This is a genomic window from Streptomyces sp. CB01249 (assembly GCF_001905735.1).
Classification (GTDB): domain Bacteria; phylum Actinomycetota; class Actinomycetes; order Streptomycetales; family Streptomycetaceae; genus Streptomyces.
In genome coordinates this window covers 73,363-89,792 of record NZ_LISW01000008.1, presented here as the reverse complement: position 1 = coordinate 89,792, position 16,430 = coordinate 73,363, and the positions used below count along the sequence as shown (strand labels likewise).

Genomic DNA, 16,430 nt, shown 5'->3' with positions numbered 1-16,430 from the left:
ACCCGGCGGCCGGCCCCGGGCACCGCCCGATCCCCGCGACACCACCCCCCGAGAGGAAGACCATGTCCGGCAAGAACGAACCGCAGCACCAGGCCGCGGCGGCCGAGTCGGCGGCGACGCCGACCACACCGGAGCCGGAGGCGCCGGAGGCAGCGGCCGCTCCGGAACCGGCGAAGACCGCCGAGCCGGGGCCTGCCACCGCGGAGAGCACGCCCGCCCCGGAGACACCGGAAGCACCGGAAGCGGCGACCGCTCAGGCAACGGCGCCGGACCCCGAACCGACGGCCACGGCGACAGCCACGGCGGAGCCCGACGCGGAAGCCGAGCCCGAGGCCCAAGCGGCCGACGGCAAGTCCACGGCCCCCCGTCCCTCCGGCCGCCCGTCCCGGGGCCTGCTGGCCGGTGCGGCCATTGCGGGGGCGCTGCTGGTCGGGGTGCCGTTCCTGGTGTCGGGCGCCCTGGACCGATCGGGCCCGGGGAACGGCGGAGGTGCGGACCGGGTGGCCGACGCGGGCACGGTGCTGAACAACCAGGGCGACGGCGCGGCCCCCGGCGTCTACGGATCGGCCGACCCGGCCCCGTCGTCCCCGTCCCCGTCGCCGTCCGCGAGCAAGAGCAAGAGTGCGGGAGACGACGGGAAGCGCGAGCCGAGGACCGGCGCCGTGGCGGCGGGTCCGGCAGTGGTGAAGAGCACGGAGGAGGCGCCGAAGACCCCGAAGCCGTCGAAGAAGCCGAAGAAGGCGCCCCCGAAGCCCGCGGTCACCACCACGGTGACGGCTGCGCCGGGCACCACGCTCTTCGGCCACGCCTCCAACCGCTGCATCGAGATGGTGGCCCACAAGGGGGCGGACGGCTCCCCTCTCCAGATAGCCAACTGCACCGGCAAGAACTGGCAGAAGTGGGACTTCCGCCCGGACGGCACCATCCGCTCGATGGGGCTCTGCATGGACGTGGCGTGGGGCTCGCACGACAACGGCGCGGTGATCCAGATCGCGTGGTGCAGCGGGAACCCGGCCCAGCAGTTCGTGCTGAGCGCCGACCACGACCTGGTCAACCCGCAGGCCAACAAGTGTGTGGACGTGAAGAACGCGCAGACCGGCGGCGGCGCCCGCCTCCAGCTCTGGGACTGCAACGGTCAGGACAACCAGAAATGGAGCAGGCGCTGAGTCCGCCGACGGTCTCGGGTCCGGGCAGGTAGGCGGCGTACCTCACAGCGTGTCATCCGATCGGACCCGCTTCGGCGGGGAACTGTGGGGTCATGACGACACAGCTCGGACTTCCCGAAGGCATCCAGGCCTGTCTCTTCGATCTCGACGGAGTGGTCACCAGGACGGCGGTGGTGCACGCCGCCGCCTGGAAGGCGACCTTCGACGCCTTCCTGCGCGAGCGTGACGGAGCGGACTTCCGCCCCTTCACCGATGCGGACTACGACGAGTACGTCGACGGCCGCCCCCGGGCCGACGGCGTCCGCTCCTTCCTCGCCTCCCGGGGCATCGAACTGCCCGAGGGCACCCCCGACGATCCACCGGACACGCGGAGTGTCAACGGGGTCGGCAACCGCAAGAACGAGCTCCTCCTGGAGAAGATCCGTACCGACGGTGTGGAGCCGTACGAGGGCACGCTGCGCTACATCGACGCGGTCCGCGCCGCCGGGCTCGCCACCGCGATCGTCTCCTCCAGCGCCAACACCCGCGACGTCCTGCACTCCATCGACGCCGAGCGGCTGTTCGACGTACGCATCGACGGGGTGGTGGCCCGGGAACGGAAGCTGCCGGGCAAACCGCACCCCGACACCTTCCTGGCCGCCGCCCGGGACCTCGGGATCGAACCGTCCCGGGCCGCCGTCTTCGAGGACGCGCTCGCCGGCATGGACGCGGGCAGGTCGGGGCACTTCGGGTTCGTCGTCGGCGTCGACCGGGTCGGGCAGACCGACGCGCTGTACGCCCACGGCGCCGACCGTGTCGTCAAGGACCTCGCCGAGCTCGGAGGCAGCGCGTGATCACCAACCGGACGTACACCGTGGAGCCCTGGCGCGTGCGTGAGACGGCGCTCGACCTCGATCTCCTGGCGCAGAGCGAATCCGTCTTCGCCCTGTCCAACGGGCATGTGGGCTGGCGAGGCAACCTCGACGAGGGCGAACCGCACGGCCTGCCCGGCAGCTACCTCAACGGGGTGTACGAACTGCACCCGCTGCCCTACGCCGAGGCGGGCTACGGCTACCCCGAGTCGGGCCAGACCGTCATCAACGTCACCAACGGCAAGCTGCTGCGGCTGCTGGTGGACGACGAGCCGTTCGACCTGCGCTACGGGCGGCTCCGCAAGCACGAACGCACCCTGGACTTCAAGCGCGGGGTGCTGGAGCGCAGTTGCGAGTGGACCTCCCCGGCCGGTACGACCGTCCGGGTGCGTTCCACCCGCCTCGTCTCCCTCACCCAGCGCGCCATCGCCGCCGTGCAGTACGAGGTGGAGCCCGTCGACAGCCGGACCAGGGTCGTCATCCAGTCGGAGCTGGTCACCAACGAGAGCCTGCCCTCGTCCGACGGCGACCCCCGGACGGCCAAGGCCTTGCAGTCCCCGCTGGAGCCGGAGGAGGACCAGGCCGTCGGGTCGCGGCTGCGGCTGGTCCACCGCACCCGGCACAGCGGCCTCAGGGTCGCCGTGGCCGCCGACCACGTCGTGGAGGCCCCCGGGGAGATCACCACCAGCAGCGAGAGCAACCCGGACGTCGCCCGCCTGACCGTCACCTCCGTCCTGGAGCCGGGACAGCGGCTGCGGGTGCAGAAGACCGTCGCCCACGGCTGGTCGGGGGCCCGTTCCCGGCCCGCGATGAGCGATCAGGTCGAGGCCGCACTGGCTGCCGCCGCCCATGGCGGCTGGGACGGGCTGGTGGCCCAGCAGCGGGCCTACCTCGATGACTTCTGGGCCCGTGCCGACGTCGAGGTGCACGGCGACGAGGAGATCCAGCAGGCCGTCCGCTTCGCCCTCTTCCATGTGCTCCAGGCCGGTGCCCGCGCCGAGCAACGGGCGATCCCGGCCAAGGGGCTGACCGGTTCCGGGTACGACGGCCACGCCTTCTGGGACACCGAGATGTTCGTGCTGCCCCTCCTCTCCTACACCGAGCCCAAGGCGGTCGCCGAGGCGCTGCGCTGGCGGCAGGCCACCCTGCCCGCCGCCCGGGACCGGGCCACCCAGCTCGGGCTGCGCGGTGCCGCGTTCCCGTGGCGGACCATCGACGGCTCGGAGGGCTCCGCGTACTGGCCGGCCGGTACCGCCGCCTTCCATGTGGCCGCGGACATCGCGCACGCCGCGGTGCGGCACGCGGCGGTGACCGGCGACACCGCCTTCGAGCGCGAAACCGTGCTGGAACTCCTGGTGGAAACGGCGCGGTTGTGGCGTTCGCTGGGCCATCACGACCCGCACGGTGTGTTCCACATCGACGGCGTCACGGGGCCGGACGAGTACAGCGCCGTCGTGGACGACAACACGTACACCAACCTCATGGCCCGCTCCAATCTCCTCGCCGCGGCCGACGTGTGCGAACGCCACCCGGAGGAGGCGTCCCGGCTGGGTGTGAACGAGGAGGAGAGCGCCGCCTGGCGGGACGCCGCCGAGGCCGTGCACATCCCCTACAACGAGGAGATCGGCGTGCATGAGCAGCACGCCGGTTTCACCCACCACCAGCGCTGGGACTTCGCGAACACCCGTGCCGACCAGTACCCGCTGATGCTGCACTTCCCCTACTTCGACCTCTACCGCAAGCAGGTGATCAAGCAGTCGGACCTCGTACTGGCGATGTACACCTGCGGCACCTGGTTCGACGCCCACTGCGACGACGACCAACTGGCCGCGAACTTCGCCTACTACGAGCCGCTGACCGTACGGGACTCCTCTCTGTCGGCGTGCTGCCAGGCCGTCGTCGCCGCCCGTACCGGACATCTGCGGCTGGCGTACGACTACACCGCCGAGGCCGCGCTGATGGACCTGGCCGACCTGGAGCACAACACCCGCGACGGACTGCACATCGCTTCGCTGGCCGGTACGTGGATGGCGCTGGTCGCCGGATTCGGTGGCACCCGCCGGGACGGCGACAGCCTGCGCTTCGCGCCCCGGCTGCCCGAGAAGTTCAGTCGCCTGGCCTTCCGGCTCCAGTTCCGCGGCCGCTGCCTCCAGGTGGAGATCGGGCCCGACAAGGCGACGTACTCGCTGCTGCTCGGCGATCCCCTGACGATCCACCACCACGGCACGGAGGCGCACGTGGACGGTGAGGGGCCCGTCACCCTCGCGATCGCCCCGCCGGAGCGGCGGCCCACGCCCGAACAGCCCCTGCACCGCAGCCCGGGCGCCACCGACCGGCCGGGCCCCGAGCAGGGGTGAGCCGGGGGTACGGGCCGGGCTCCCGGACAGCCGCCCGAGCGGCGCGGGGCCCCGGCCCGTACCCGCCACCCCGGGCCGGGGCGGTTACGGCTTGGCGGCCACGAAGCCCCACTGGTCGACCGGCTCTCCGGTGAACGGCTCCTCGGGGCGCCAGAGGCTGATCGAGCCGAAGCCCGGCTCCACCAGTTCGAGCCCGTCCGCGAACGCCGCGACGATCTCCTTGGGCCGCGAGATGTACGGCATGGCGCCGCCGTCGGCGTAGTCGTCGGACGCGGCCCGGGTCTCCGGGGTCTCGATGGTGTCGCAGAGCATCAGATGGCTGCCGGCGGGCAGCGCGTCCAGGTAGCCGCGGAGCAGGGCCGCGGCGTCGTCCGCCTCCGCCACGTGTCCCAGCGTCGAGAGCAGCATCACGGCCACCGGGCGGCTGAGGTCCAGGGTGCGGGCCGCCGCGCGCAGGACCGTCTCCGCGTCCCTCAGGTCCGCGTGCACGTAGTCCGTGGCCCCCTCGGGCCTGCTCGTCAGCAGGGCCCGGGCGTGGGCGAGGACGATCGGGTCGTTGTCCACGTACACGATGCGTGCCGCCGGATCGACGCCCTGGGCGACCTCGTGGGTGGCGTTGGCCGTCGGCAGGCCGGTGCCGAGGTCCAGGAACTGCCGGACGCCCGCCTCGGCGGCCAGATAGCGGACGGCCCGCGCCTGGAACGCCCGGGAGGCGCGCGCTATCTCGATGATCTGGGGGTACGACTCCTCCATCATGGCGCCGAGCCGGCGGTCCACCTCGTAGTTGTCCTTGCCGCCCAGCCAGTAGTTCCACACGCGCGCCGAATGCGGTGTGCTCGTGTCGATTCCGTCCACCGCCACCTGGGTGCCCTGCCCGTCAGTCATCGGCCCTCTTCACGTCGTACGACGGTGGCACGGGCGACTCCGTGCCACGCGGGCCCCATGCTTCCCCACGGGCCACATCCGCACCAGCCCGAAGTGGGACAACTCCCTTCAGGCGCGCAGGATCTCGGTGATCCCCTCGCGGTAGGAGGTGACGGGAAAGCCGGGGAAGCGGGTGGTGAACTTCGTGGTGTCGAAGATGTTGTCGCCCCGGTAGCGCGGCAACAGCTCCCGCACCTCGCCCAGTTGGCCGACGAAGCGGCCGCCGATACGGAAGAGGGCTTCGGGCAGCACCGTGTACCGGAGGCGGCGGCCGGTGATCTCTCCGGCCAGCCGGACCAGCTCGGCGTAGGTCGGGCGGTCCGGGTCCACGGGCAGGTGCCAGGTCTGGCCGTAGGCGTCCGGGGTGTTGCCGATCAGGGCCATGGCGCGGCTCGCGTCCGGCGTCCAGATGAGCGAGCGGGCCGTGTGCGCGCCGACGGGGACGAGCGGCCGCTTCCCCGCCTTGATCCGGTCGAAGACGAGCGAGTTGGTCAGGCTCTTGGTCCTGCCGGGGCCGTAGAACTCGGGCGCCCGGCAGATGACGGCCTCGACGGACTTCTCGGCCATCGCGTCCAGCAGCGTCGTGGCGATCTGCGCGCGCACCCGGCCCTTGCGGCCGTTGGGCTCGAAGCCGGTCGTCTCGGTCTGCGGGGTGGTGGTCCCGGGATACATGTAGGTGTTGTCGAAGAACACGAGCTTGGTGCCGTACTTCGCGCAGGAGTCGATGACGTTGCGCATCATCGCGGGGAACTGCCGCTCCCACAGCGCGGAATCCATTGGCAGGCCCACGGTGAGGTAGGCGACCTCGCTGCCCTCGACGGCGCGGTCGGTGGCCCCGGGGTCCGTGAGGTCGGCGGCGACGAGCTGATCGGTGTCGTGGATCTTCGCGGGTTTGCGGCTGACCAGCCGGATGTCCCGTGTGAAGGTGCGGTACAGCTCGCGGGTGAGCTCCTCGCCGATCGGTCCGTTGGCGCCCAGGACTGCGTGCATGGGAAGTGTCACTCTTTCTTGTCTCTCGAAGCCCGGGGCCCGTCACGGGCCGCCGGTGGTCGTTGCGCGGTGCGGGCTAGCCGGTGCTCGTCGCCGCTCCGACGTCGGCGACGAGGCGTTCCGCGAGGCGCTCGGAGGACGGGGGGTTCTGGCCCGTGTAGAGGTTGCGGTCGACCACCACGTACGGGCGCAGCGGCAGGAGGGCCTTGGAGTACGTGGCCCCGCTCTCCTTCAGCCGGTCCTCCAGCAGCCAGAGGGCCTTGCGGCCGAAGCTGTTGAACTTTTCCTCCAGGTTCGACAGGCCCGTCATCCGGTAGCCCGCGAATGGCCAGGATCCGTCCTCGTTCCTCGCCGCGAACGCCGCCGCCGGTGCGTGGCACAGCAGCGCCAGCGGTTTCCCGGACGCGAGCACCCGGGTCAGCAGCGCACCGGAGACGGGATCGACCGCCAGGTCCTCCATGGGGCCGTGCCCGCCGGGGTAGAACACGACGTCGAAGTCGTCCGGATCGATGTCGCCGAGATTCCGAGGGTTGTGCAACTCGCCCCGGATGAACTCCAGATAGGCGGCGACCTCGCGGAGCTTCGAGGGGCGCCCGGCCGTCCTGGACATGCTCAGCCGGTCCAGGGTCGGGACCTTCCCGCCCGGGGTCGCGAGGGTGATCTCCCACCCGGCCCGGGAGAAGATCTTGTGCGGCATCGCGAGCTCCTCGCCCCAGAACCCCGACGGATGCACCTCCCCGTCCCGCAGGGTCCAGCGGTCTGCCGCGGACACGACGAACAACACCCTGGTCACGACGGGCCTCCTGCTGCCTCGGAATTTCCTCTGATATGCATTGGAATCGGTACGAAACCATGATCTGCCCCGGGCCGGAGCGGCGCCATGGGGCCCGGCCTAGCGCACACCGAGCGCCTTGAGGGCCTTGAGCCCTCCGGTCAGGACGGCGGCCCAGGTCTCGGGCGCTACACGGCGGGGCGGGGTGAAGCCCAGGACGCGCTGGTGGGCGATGGTCTGGGGTTCGGTGTACTTGAGGATGCCCTCGGCTCCGTGGCGGCGGCCGAGTCCGGAGTCCCCCATGCCACCCATGGGGGCGTCGACGCTTCCCCAGGCGGCCGCGAACGCCTCGTTGACGTTGACGGTCCCGGCGTGGACGCGGGCGGCGACGGCCCGGCCGCGCCTGCCGTCGCGCGACCAGACGCTCGCGTTGAGGCCGTACGCGGTGGCGTTCGCCTGCTCCACGGCGTCGTCCACGTCGCGGAAGGAGTGGACGGAGACGACCGGACCGAAGGTCTCCTGGGCGTGCAGGGTCATGTCCGGGGTGACGCCCGTGAGGATCGTCGGCTCGTAGAAGAGCGGGCCGAGATCCGGGCGCGCCCTGCCTCCGGCCAGGACGGTGGCGCCCTTGGCCACGGCGTCGCCGACGTGCTCGGTGACGGTCTTCAGCTGGGCGGGCGTGGTGAGACTGCCGACGTCCACGCCGTAGTCGTACGCGGCGCCGATACGGAGCCGCTTGGTGCGGGCGGTGAACGCGGCGACGAACGCGTCCCGGACCGACTCGGCCACGTACAGGCGCTCGACGGAGACGCACAGCTGTCCGGCGGAGGGGAAGCACGCCGCGACGGCTCCCTCCGCCGCCTTCTCGATGTCGGCGTCCTCCAGGACGATCATCGGGTTCTTACCGCCGAGCTCCAGGGAGGCGCCGATCAGGCGCTTTCCGGCGTCGCTCGCGATCTCGCGCCCGGTGGCGGTGGAGCCGGTGAACATCATGTAGTCGGCGTTGTCCATCAGCGCGCCGCCGATGGAGCTGCCGCGGCCGATCACCATCTGCCAGACGCCCTCCGGCAGCCCGGCCTCGTACATGAGCTCCATCGACCAGAGGGCCGTGAGCGCGGTCTGGGTGTCGGGCTTCTGGACGACCGCGTTCCCGGCCGTCAGAGCGGCGAGGGTGTCGCTCGCGGCCATGCTCAGCGGGTAGTTCCAGGGCGAGATCACCGCGACGACGCCCTTGGGGTGGCGGACCTCGGTGGTGTGGGTGAGCAGCGGGATCGCGCCGCGCCGGCGTCGGGGGGCGAGGTACCTGGCCGCGTTGCGGGCGTAGTAGCGGGAGACGATGCCGATGTCCACGACTTCCAGGAAGGCGTCGCGGCGGGTCTTGCCGTTCTCGGCCTGCATCAGGTCGAGGACTTCGTCCTGCCGGGCCAGGACCAGGTCGTGGTAGCGCAGCAGGATCTTCCGGCGCTCGGCGAGCGGGGTCGCGGCCCAGGCCCTCTGCGCGGTCCGGGCGCGGGCGAAGGCGCCCTCGACGTCCGCGGGCGTGGAGACGGGCAGGTCGGCGAGGGGGACGCCGGTGTAGGGGGCGCTGGTGGTGACCCGCGCGGCGTCGGGCGCCGCCGAGACGCGGCCGGCGAGGCGCCGGAGGACGGCCGGGGTGAGGGACGCGGGGAGGCGGGGGCCGCGGGCGGTCGTGGGGCGGGCGTGTGCGGTGGCCATGGCGGGGGCTCCTTTGTCGCGGGGTCCGGTCACCTGGTCCGGCTGCGGACCGAGGTGGGGACCGGCATGTGCAGGGCGGCCTGGCCCTCGGTCATCACGTCGAGCTGGATGATCCGCCCGGGCCTCAGCGACCGCAGGTCGTCGGACATCCGGCCCTCGCCGAGCCGGAGGCCGATGCCGCGGGTGCGGCACGTCGTTCCGGCGCTCAGCACGTTGGTCTGGTTGAGCGTGGCGTGCCAGGCGCCGCCGATCGTCGTGTACGAGGTCAGCGAGCCGACCCGCTCGCCGCTGGGGTACGCCTGCTGGGCCGGGGTGTCCGCGACGAGGGACAGGTCCGTCCCGCCGGACGCGTTGGCCACGCGCGCGGTCGTCCGGGTCCGGTCGACGGCGACGTCGAGGCCGGTCACCCACTTGGGGAAGCCGTAGCCGTCGTGGCCGCGGACCTGGGCGATGTCCGAACTCACCGGCAGGGACAGGACGTACGAGTCCAGGCTCTCGTTCTTCAGGCCGGAGACGAGGTCGAAGAACCCGAGCCCGCCGTGGCGCGCGGGCTTCACGGCGATCCCCACGGCGGCCTCGGTATAGAAGTCGATGTCACACACGTCGTACCGGAAGAACATCACCGAGACGAGGCCGAGGCCGGGCACGATCTCCAGCGGCGCCAGTTCCTCGGGCAGCCGGGCGCGGATCGCGCGGGAGGGCGCCGCCATGGTGATCCGGGCGGTCGAGAGCGCGTAGTAGAAGTTCGGGGTGAGCGTGGGCCCGACCGGTGAGTCGACCCGGACCTTGGGGAGCGCCCGGAAGAAGTCGACGCCGCTGACGCGGGGGTCCCGGGCGATCACGTCCAGGTCGGGGTTCATCCGGTACCTGTCGTACAGGCCGCCCTGGGGAACACGGACCTCGCGGCCTCCCAGATCGACCGCGACGGTGTCCTGCTGCGGGGCGGACGGAGCCATGACGGTGCGCCTCACTCTCATGTAAGCGGTGTACACATGACTGTACGGCCCGATGTAAGCACCGTCAACAATCGAGCGGGCGCACCCTTCGACACCCCCCTCGCGCGCACCGATCACCTAGGATGTATGCACCATTTACATCGATTGCGCGGCACCGGAAGAGCGGGTGGGACCCATGGCCCAGAACGGCACGTACCATCACGGCGATCTGCGCGCCGCCTGCCTGCGGGCGGCCCGCGAACTGCTGGAGGAGGACGGCAGCGCGGCCTTGTCCATGCGCGCGGTCGCCCGCCGGGCCGGCGTCTCGCCCACGGCCCCCTACCGCCATTACGCGGACCGCGAGGCGCTCGTCTCCGCGGTCGCCGCCGAGGGGTACCGCGAACTCGCCGAGGCCCTGGCGGCCGCCGACCCCGCACCCTCGACCCCGGACGGCATGGCGGCGGTCGCCGTCGCCTATGTGCGGTTCGCCCTGGAGCATCCGGCCATGTTCCGGGCGATGTTCGCCGAGCCGTGCGACCCGTCCAGCGAGGAGCGGGTCGCCGCGACGGCCGCCATCTCCGCGTACGTGCGCGACATCGTGCGCGCGGCCTTCCCCGACGTGGACCCGGAGGCCCTGTCGACCACGGTGTGGGCCCTGGTCCACGGGCTGGCGTTCCTGCACCTGGACGGCAAGCTGGACGCCTCCACCCCCGAAGTGGTCACCGCGCAGGTCACCGCCGCCGTCCGGGCCCTGTTCACGGCCTCCCCCGCGCTCGGGGCGGCGATCAAGGGGGACTAACCTCTACACTTGCAATGTTATGCAATTGGCTAGATTCGCATATGTAACATCGGGTGGAGCGGAGACGGGCGGCCCATGACGGAGAAAACGGCGGCGGACGAGCACGAGCGGTGGCTGGAGAAGGGCGTCGCGCTGCGCGCCTTCTTCTACATCTTCGGGACCCACCTGTTCGCGGGCTTCGTGTGGGTGCTCTTCTACGTGGGCCAGCACGCCCAGAAGTAGCGCGCTCGCGGCGGTGGTTACCGGGGGCGGGTGGCGTGCAGGTCGGCCAGCAGCTGGGCCTGGCCCTGGAGGACGCCGGAGAGGATGCCCCGGGCAACGCGCAGGAGTTCGGCGAGGTCGGGGCTGGCCAGCCGGTAGTACACGTTGGAGCCCTCACGGCGGGTGAGGACGAGGTTGGCCTTGCGGAGCACGGCGAGCTGCTGGGACAGGCTGGCCGCCTCGATGCCCACCTCGGCGAGCATTTCCGCGACGGCGTGCTCACGCTCGCTCAGCAGCTCCAGGACGCGGATGCGGGTCGGGTGGCCGAGGGTTTTGAAGAACTCGGCCTTGAGCTGGTAGAGGGGTGCCTGCGTACCGCCGGGTTCGCCCGCGTTGCCCGTCGCGCCTGTACCGCGCACCTCGTCCACCCCACGCTCCTCGTGCCGGGCGGCGTCTCCGCCCCGGTTCTGCACAGTGTTCGACCTCCACAATTGCAGATTCCTGCAACTTCCGGAGCCCGCGGCCACCCGCCGGGACACCGGTCCGGGGCCGGGGCCCTTCACAGCGGGAGGGTGATCCAGATGCACTTGCCGCCCGCGTCCGCGTCGCCGCGCGTGACAGCGGTGCCGCCCAGCTCGGCCGTCGTCTCGACCACCGTGGCGAGTCCGCTGCCGGGCGCGACGGCCGCGCCGACGAGCGGGGGCCGGTAGGGGTGCCGGTCGTGGACGCCGAACGCGAAGACGCCGGGGCCGTGGGCGTAGGTGACCGTGATCGCGGGGGTCAGCGCGGCGGCGTGCCGGACCGCGTTGGTGACGAGCTCCGAGAGGATCAGCAGGGCCCGCCCGGTGCTCGGGTGGCGCAGGCCGACCCCGCACTCGACCAGCACCTCTTCGGCCGTCTCGCGGGCCACCCGTACCGCCGAACCCATCGCGGGCAGGGTGAGGACGTGCCGGAAGGACAGCGCCTGCGGTGGTACGCCCGTCATCGCAGCGCCTTCCCGGGGTGGTGCGGGGCCGGCAGCAGCCCGGCCCGTTCGAGGTGGCGGCGTGCACCGGCGATGGCCTCCGGGGTGGTCGCGTAGGCGCGGCCCTCGTGGCTCAGGAGGTCGAGCGCCCCCACGGACCGCAGCGCCTGACGCTGGCCGGGGCGGATGCCGGAGGTCATGACGACGATGCCGCGCCGGTTCAGCTTCTCCACCGCGTCCTTCAGCACGAGGGCGCCGGTCGCGTCCATCGTCGTCACGCGCGACATGCGCAGGATGACGACCCGGACGTCCGACACCTCGGAGAGTTCGAGGAGGAAGCGGTGGGCGGCCGCGAAGAACAGCGGGCCGTCGATCCGGTACGCGACGATGTGCTCGGCGAGCAGCGCGTGCTCCTCGTCGCCGTGCTCGCCGGGGAGATCCGCGCGGAGGTCGACGCGTTCGAGACCGGCCTGCAGCGCGACGGCGCGCAGGGCGAGGGCGCCCGCGACGACGAGCCCGATGATCACCGCGTACACCAGGTCGAGCACCAGCGTCGCCGACGCGGTCAGCACCAGGACGACGGCGTCGGAGCGGGTGGCCCGGGCCATGGCGCGCAGCGCGCCGACCTCGACCATGCGGACCGCGGTCGCGAGCAGGACGCCCGCGAGCGCGGCGAGGGGGATCTTCGACACCAGCGGGGACGCGGCGAACACGATGACCGCGAGGACGGCGGCGTGACTGAGGGCGGCGAGCCGCGAGGAGGCCCCGGTGCGGACGTTGACCGCGGTACGGGCGATGGCGGCCGTCGCCGGGACGCCACCGAAGAGCGGGGCGGCGAGGTTGGCCACGCCCTGCCCGAACAGTTCCCTGTCGGGGTCGTGCCGCTGACCCACCGTCATGCCGTCGGCCACCGTCGCCGACAGCAGGGACTCCAGCGCGGCCAGTGCGGCGACGGCCACGGCCGGAGCGATCAGCGCACCGAAGGAGGACGGGGCGAGGAAGGCGAGGGAGGGCGCGGGGAGCCCGGCGGGCAGCTCTCCGATGGGGGCCGTGTCCAGGTGACAGAGCTGTGCGACCAGGGTGGCGGCGACGACCGCGACGATGGAGAACGGGATCGCGGGCCGCCACCGGGCTCCCGCCAGCATCAGCGCGGCGACGCCCAGGGAGAGCCCGGGCGCGGTCCAGTGGGGCGTCGCGGCGAACGACTCCACGGCGCGCCACGCCACCAGGAGCACCTTCTCGCCCTCGGGAGCGGCGACGCCGAGGGCGTTGGGTACCTGTTGCAGGCCGATCACGCAGGCGATCCCGAGCGTGAAGCCCTCGACCACCGGGGCGGGCACATAGCGCATGTACCGCCCGGCCCGGAGCAGCGCCAGCCCGATGAGCAGGACCCCGGCCATCAGTCCGACGGTCAGGACGCCGCCGGGCCCGTACCGCGCCACGATCGGCACGAGGACCACGGTCATCGCGCCGGTGGGCCCGGACACCTGGAGGTTGGAGCCCCCGAACACCGCGGCCATGGCTCCGGCCACCACCGCCGTGGCCAGTCCGGCCTCCGCGCCGAGCCCCGAGGACACCCCGAATCCCAGGGCGAGCGGGAGGGCGACGATCGCCACGGTCAGCCCGGCGAGGAGATCCCTGCGCGGGTTCTGGGCCATCAGCCGGAAGTCGGCGCGGGCGGGCAGGACGCCGCGCACCCGGCGGGCCGCGCCGAGGAGAGCGGGGTACAGCGGAACGAGCACGTCCCCTCCTCGGGCCTGGTCCCCCGGTGGCCCGCGCGCGCCAGGGCTGTGCGGACGGTCGCCCGCCCGCACAGCACCTAAGGATGTATGTAATTGCAGATTATTGCAATTCGTTGAATGCTCCCTCCGGCCTGCGGGCCCGTGGCGCCGTCAGGGCACGTACGTGGCGTTCTGCGCGGTGGTCAGCGCCTTCCGGCCGTCCTCCCGGCCGAGCAGCCCGGCGGAGACCCAGCCGTCCACCGTGGTCCGCACCCGGTTCACCAGGGCGTCCTTGGACGCGAACGGCGCCGCCGACCAGATCTCGTCCAGCAGTGTGGTGCCGTCCGCGCGGGCCGGGTTGGCGACGCCCGAGTCGGTGCCGCCGAAGACCAGGCGGGGTTCGGTGCGGCGGACGTAGGCGTGGGTCGGGTCGGTGGTGCCCTCGTGGAAGGGGGCGAACTCGACGCCGTCCAGCGTGTGGTGCAGGGGTTTGCCCGGCACCGGGGCGAGGGACGGGAGCAGGTCGCCGGAGAGCGCGGCGTTGCGGTACAGCCCGACCGGCAGGTACGTAGTCGAGGAGTGGCGGCCCACCAGGTTGACGGGGCCGTGGAAGAGGGTCTGGAGGGTGGGGTCGTCGAGGGCCTTCTCCACCCGGAGCCGGAAGGGGATCGTCACCTTGACGACGTCACCGGCGGTCCAGGTGCGGCTGACGGTGAGGTAGCTGCCGGGGGTGGGTGCGCCGCCGGCGGTGGCGCCGTTGACGGTGACCCGGAATCCGGCGGTGGCCCAGGCGGGCACCCGCAGTCTGAGGTCGAAGGCGGCGGTGGAGCCGCCGAGGGTGAGGGTCGTGCCCTGTTCGCGCGGGTAGTCGGTGGTCTGGGTGACGGTGACGCCGCGCTCCGCCCAGGTGAGCGTGGAGGCGCTGTAGAGGTTGACGTAGAGGGCCTTGCCGTCGGCCCGGGCGAAGTAGACGGAGTCCTGGTATTTGGTGGCGCTCTCCATGCCGGTGCCTTCGCAGCAGGTGGTGCCCTGCTTGGGGGTGTAGTCGCGGACATGGCCGGGTGACAGACCGATGAGGTAGGTGACGAGCGGCTTCTCGGCGTCGGCCCGGTCCTCTTTCGAGCCCAGGATCTGGTTGTACAGAGCGCGCTCGTAGTAGTCCATGTACTTCGGGTTCTGGTCGTGGAAGAACAGGGTGCGGCTCAGTTTGAGGAGGTTGTACGCGCAGCACGTCTCGGCGGTCGTGGCGCCGATGGTTCCGGCGATGACGTCGCGTGCCTTCCAGAACTCCCCCTGGCTCGTGCCGCCGATGCCGTACATGCGGTGCGGGATGACCATGTCCCAGAAGTTCTTCGCGGCGGTGAGGTAGCGGTCCTGGCCGGTGGCGTCGTACAGCCGGGCGTAGCCGGTGAAGATCGGGATGTGCTGGTTGGCGTGCAGGCCGTCGAGGACGTCGGTGTCGGCGGCGCAGGCGTCGATGAGCCGGTCCAGGTCGAACAGCCTGGCCAGCGCGAGGTGTTCAGCCTTGCCGGTGAGGGTGTGCACATCCACGATCGCCTCGACGATCCCGCCGAACTCGCCGCTGGAGAAGATGCCCCACATCCGTTGCAGCGTGGCCGCCGGCAGCTTGGAGAGCCGGGAGTGCATCCAGTCGCAGAGACCGGAGGCGAGGTCGAGTGCGCGTGCGTCACCCAGGGCGAGGTGGGCGTCCAGCAGACCCCGGAGGATCTTGTGGGCGGTGTAGTACGGAGCCCATACGCGGGTGTAGTCGCCGCTGGTCATCGATTCCAGCTCGATGAACTGGGTCTCCGGGTAGGCGGCGAGGAAGCCCGGGTGACTGGGGGCGCCCCAGGTGCGGCGGAGGGTCGCGTGCAGACCCCGGCCCGAGGCGTCGGTGAACGTCCCGCCGGTCGTCTCGAAGAAGTCGTACGAGGCGAGGTCGCCGCGCCCGGCGGTGGTCTCCGGTGCGCGCCGGGACTGGAGAGAGGTGATCTCGGCCGCCGTCAGCGCGCGGGACCAGAGGTTGAACTCGTCGAAGGCCCCGGCGAACACCGGGTCGGACGCGAAGTGGGAGCGGCCGAGCCAGTGGTCGGCGAGCACGCCGAGGGCCGCCGGGGTGAGGCTCATCGAGGTGTTGCGGGCGACGGCCGTGCCGTTGACGTACAGGGTGCCGGTGTTGCCGCCGATCGTGACGGCGAGGTGGCTCCACTGGTTCAGGGGCAGCGGGGCGCTCCCGGTGAGCGCCTGTTCGCCGCCGGGTCCGCCGGTCGTGACGGCGAACCGGGGGACGCCGTTCGCGTCGCGGGCCGCGAGGTAGAGGTAGCGGGTGGTGTCGTTGCCGAAGTCGGCGACCCGGGCCCAGTCGTCCGCGTGCGTGGGCCGGATCCAGGCGGAGAGGGTGAACGCGGTCGCGGTGCCCAGGACGGTGTCGGGCAGGTCCACGTACTGGTAGGAGCCGCGTACGTTGTCCTGCCCGGTGCCGAACTTCCCGGGGACGGCGAGCATGCGCGGCTCGTGGCGCAGCGCCTCGCGTACGTCGTTCAGCACACCAACCATGTGCCGGATCCTGTCCGCGTACGCGGGGTCTCCGGTGCTCGCGTACGCCTGGGAGAGCATGGTGAGGAAGTGGCCGGTGTAGTGGCCGCGCAGGTTGCCGTTGGCCTCGCCGTCCAGCCCCTCCCAGCCGCCGGGTGCGACGGCGTCCCCGGTCGCCAGTCCGGCGTTGGCGCGGAAGACCTGGAGCAGCCGGTTCACGTCGTAGCCGCGGGCGTGGTCGAGCATCAACTGCCGCTTGGCGGCGAAGAGTCCGGGTCCGAGGGTGACGTCCTGGAGAGCGAAGGGGCGGACCGTCCAGGTGGACGGCGCGGGGAGGGCCGGGGCGGCCGCCGCGCGGGATGCGGCGGCCGCCGGTGGCGGGAGGGCGATTCCGATGGCGGGTGCGGCCGCCGTGAACACCGCGGCTTGCAGCAGGGTGCGCCGGGAGAGTGCTGGGCTCATGGGTGTGCGCTCCTCGACTCGTCGTCGGGTGGGGGTG

The 16,430-nt window shown here is 72.0% G+C and carries 14 protein-coding genes; 5 read left to right on the top strand and 9 right to left on the bottom strand.

The genetic code is table 11. The features are described from left to right. Nucleotides 1-62: 62 nt before the first annotated feature. The 3 genes from AMK18_RS29040 to AMK18_RS29030 all read left to right on the top strand — a co-directional run bounded on the left by AMK18_RS29040 (nucleotide 63) and on the right by AMK18_RS29030 (nucleotide 4,374). Nucleotides 63-1,166: an RICIN domain-containing protein gene (locus AMK18_RS29040; protein WP_073865108.1), complete on the top strand. Its 1,104-nt coding sequence runs from the start codon at nucleotides 63-65 to the stop codon at nucleotides 1,164-1,166. A gap of 92 nt (nucleotides 1,167-1,258) precedes the next feature. Then, complete coding sequence (locus tag AMK18_RS29035) at nucleotides 1,259-1,999, top strand: beta-phosphoglucomutase family hydrolase (RefSeq protein ID WP_073865107.1); 741 nt, start codon at nucleotides 1,259-1,261, stop codon at nucleotides 1,997-1,999. Beyond that, nucleotides 1,996-4,374, top strand: coding sequence for a glycoside hydrolase family 65 protein (locus AMK18_RS29030; protein ID WP_073865106.1), 2,379 nt, complete (start codon nucleotides 1,996-1,998; stop codon nucleotides 4,372-4,374). The genes AMK18_RS29035 and AMK18_RS29030 overlap by 4 nt, the downstream gene beginning before the upstream one ends. Nucleotides 4,375-4,458: 84 nt before the next feature. Here AMK18_RS29030 and AMK18_RS29025 read toward each other — a convergent pair whose 3' ends face one another. The 5 genes from AMK18_RS29025 to AMK18_RS29005 form a co-directional block, all read right to left on the bottom strand. Beyond that, complete coding sequence (locus AMK18_RS29025; protein WP_073865105.1) at nucleotides 4,459-5,259, bottom strand: SAM-dependent methyltransferase; 801 nt, start codon at nucleotides 5,257-5,259, stop codon at nucleotides 4,459-4,461. Between the two features lie 108 nt (nucleotides 5,260-5,367). Continuing rightward, nucleotides 5,368-6,288: an NAD-dependent epimerase/dehydratase family protein gene (locus AMK18_RS29020; RefSeq protein ID WP_073865104.1), complete on the bottom strand. Its 921-nt coding sequence runs from the start codon at nucleotides 6,286-6,288 to the stop codon at nucleotides 5,368-5,370. Between the two features lie 76 nt (nucleotides 6,289-6,364). Continuing rightward, complete coding sequence (locus AMK18_RS29015) at nucleotides 6,365-7,081, bottom strand: type 1 glutamine amidotransferase domain-containing protein (RefSeq protein WP_073865103.1); 717 nt, start codon at nucleotides 7,079-7,081, stop codon at nucleotides 6,365-6,367. Between the two features lie 99 nt (nucleotides 7,082-7,180). Further along, on the bottom strand, nucleotides 7,181-8,776 hold the full coding sequence (locus tag AMK18_RS29010) for a succinic semialdehyde dehydrogenase (protein ID WP_073865102.1): 1,596 nt from the start codon (nucleotides 8,774-8,776) through the stop codon (nucleotides 7,181-7,183). Nucleotides 8,777-8,805: 29 nt separating this feature from the next. After that, a complete protein-coding gene (locus AMK18_RS29005) occupies nucleotides 8,806-9,732 on the bottom strand; it encodes an acetoacetate decarboxylase family protein (protein ID WP_073865101.1) in 927 nt (308 codons plus the stop codon). A 175-nt stretch (nucleotides 9,733-9,907) separates the two neighbouring features. Between AMK18_RS29005 and AMK18_RS29000 the strand changes: the two genes are divergently transcribed. Both AMK18_RS29000 and AMK18_RS34980 read left to right on the top strand, forming a co-directional pair. Continuing rightward, nucleotides 9,908-10,510 carry a TetR/AcrR family transcriptional regulator gene (locus AMK18_RS29000; RefSeq protein ID WP_073865100.1) on the top strand — a complete coding sequence of 201 codons (603 nt, stop codon included), beginning with the start codon at nucleotides 9,908-9,910 and terminating at the stop codon, nucleotides 10,508-10,510. 75 nt (nucleotides 10,511-10,585) lie between these two features. Further along, nucleotides 10,586-10,732, top strand: a complete 147-nt coding sequence (locus tag AMK18_RS34980; RefSeq protein ID WP_018105136.1) for a DUF6126 family protein — start codon at nucleotides 10,586-10,588, stop codon at nucleotides 10,730-10,732. Between the two features lie 17 nt (nucleotides 10,733-10,749). On the opposite strand, the gene AMK18_RS28995 is transcribed toward AMK18_RS34980, so the two are convergent. From AMK18_RS28995 to AMK18_RS28980, 4 genes are all read right to left on the bottom strand, one after another. Continuing rightward, the gene (locus AMK18_RS28995) at nucleotides 10,750-11,130 is read right to left on the bottom strand and encodes an ArsR/SmtB family transcription factor (protein WP_051083960.1); all 381 of its coding nucleotides are present in this window, start codon (nucleotides 11,128-11,130) and stop codon (nucleotides 10,750-10,752) included. 140 nt (nucleotides 11,131-11,270) lie between these two features. Beyond that, nucleotides 11,271-11,696, bottom strand: a complete 426-nt coding sequence (locus AMK18_RS28990; protein WP_073865099.1) for an ATP-binding protein — start codon at nucleotides 11,694-11,696, stop codon at nucleotides 11,271-11,273. Continuing rightward, nucleotides 11,693-13,333: a SulP family inorganic anion transporter gene (locus AMK18_RS28985; protein WP_241836670.1), complete on the bottom strand. Its 1,641-nt coding sequence runs from the start codon at nucleotides 13,331-13,333 to the stop codon at nucleotides 11,693-11,695. The genes AMK18_RS28990 and AMK18_RS28985 overlap by 4 nt, the downstream gene beginning before the upstream one ends. Nucleotides 13,334-13,567: 234 nt before the next feature. Continuing rightward, nucleotides 13,568-16,393 (bottom strand): beta-L-arabinofuranosidase domain-containing protein, encoded by a 2,826-nt coding sequence (locus AMK18_RS28980; RefSeq protein WP_073865097.1) that lies wholly within the window; start codon nucleotides 16,391-16,393, stop codon nucleotides 13,568-13,570. Nucleotides 16,394-16,430: the final 37 nt, after the last annotated feature.

Bases quoted from the DNA above. Each gene is read 5' to 3' on its own strand.
- AMK18_RS29040 (WP_073865108.1), top strand. From the start codon at position 63: ATGTCCGGCAAGAACGAACCGCAGCACCAGGCCGCGGCGGCCGAGTCG.
- AMK18_RS29035 (WP_073865107.1), top strand. From the start codon at position 1,259: ATGACGACACAGCTCGGACTTCCCGAAGGCATCCAGGCCTGTCTCTTC.
- AMK18_RS29025 (WP_073865105.1), bottom strand. From the start codon at position 5,259: ATGACTGACGGGCAGGGCACCCAGGTGGCGGTGGACGGAATCGACACG.
- AMK18_RS29020 (WP_073865104.1), bottom strand. From the start codon at position 6,288: ATGCACGCAGTCCTGGGCGCCAACGGACCGATCGGCGAGGAGCTCACC.
- AMK18_RS29010 (WP_073865102.1), bottom strand. From the start codon at position 8,776: ATGGCCACCGCACACGCCCGCCCCACGACCGCCCGCGGCCCCCGCCTC.
- AMK18_RS29005 (WP_073865101.1), bottom strand. From the start codon at position 9,732: ATGGCTCCGTCCGCCCCGCAGCAGGACACCGTCGCGGTCGATCTGGGA.
- AMK18_RS29000 (WP_073865100.1), top strand. From the start codon at position 9,908: ATGGCCCAGAACGGCACGTACCATCACGGCGATCTGCGCGCCGCCTGC.
- AMK18_RS34980 (WP_018105136.1), top strand. From the start codon at position 10,586: ATGACGGAGAAAACGGCGGCGGACGAGCACGAGCGGTGGCTGGAGAAG.
- AMK18_RS28990 (WP_073865099.1), bottom strand. From the start codon at position 11,696: ATGACGGGCGTACCACCGCAGGCGCTGTCCTTCCGGCACGTCCTCACC.
- AMK18_RS28985 (WP_241836670.1), bottom strand. From the start codon at position 13,333: ATGGCCCAGAACCCGCGCAGGGATCTCCTCGCCGGGCTGACCGTGGCG.
- AMK18_RS28980 (WP_073865097.1), bottom strand. From the start codon at position 16,393: ATGAGCCCAGCACTCTCCCGGCGCACCCTGCTGCAAGCCGCGGTGTTC.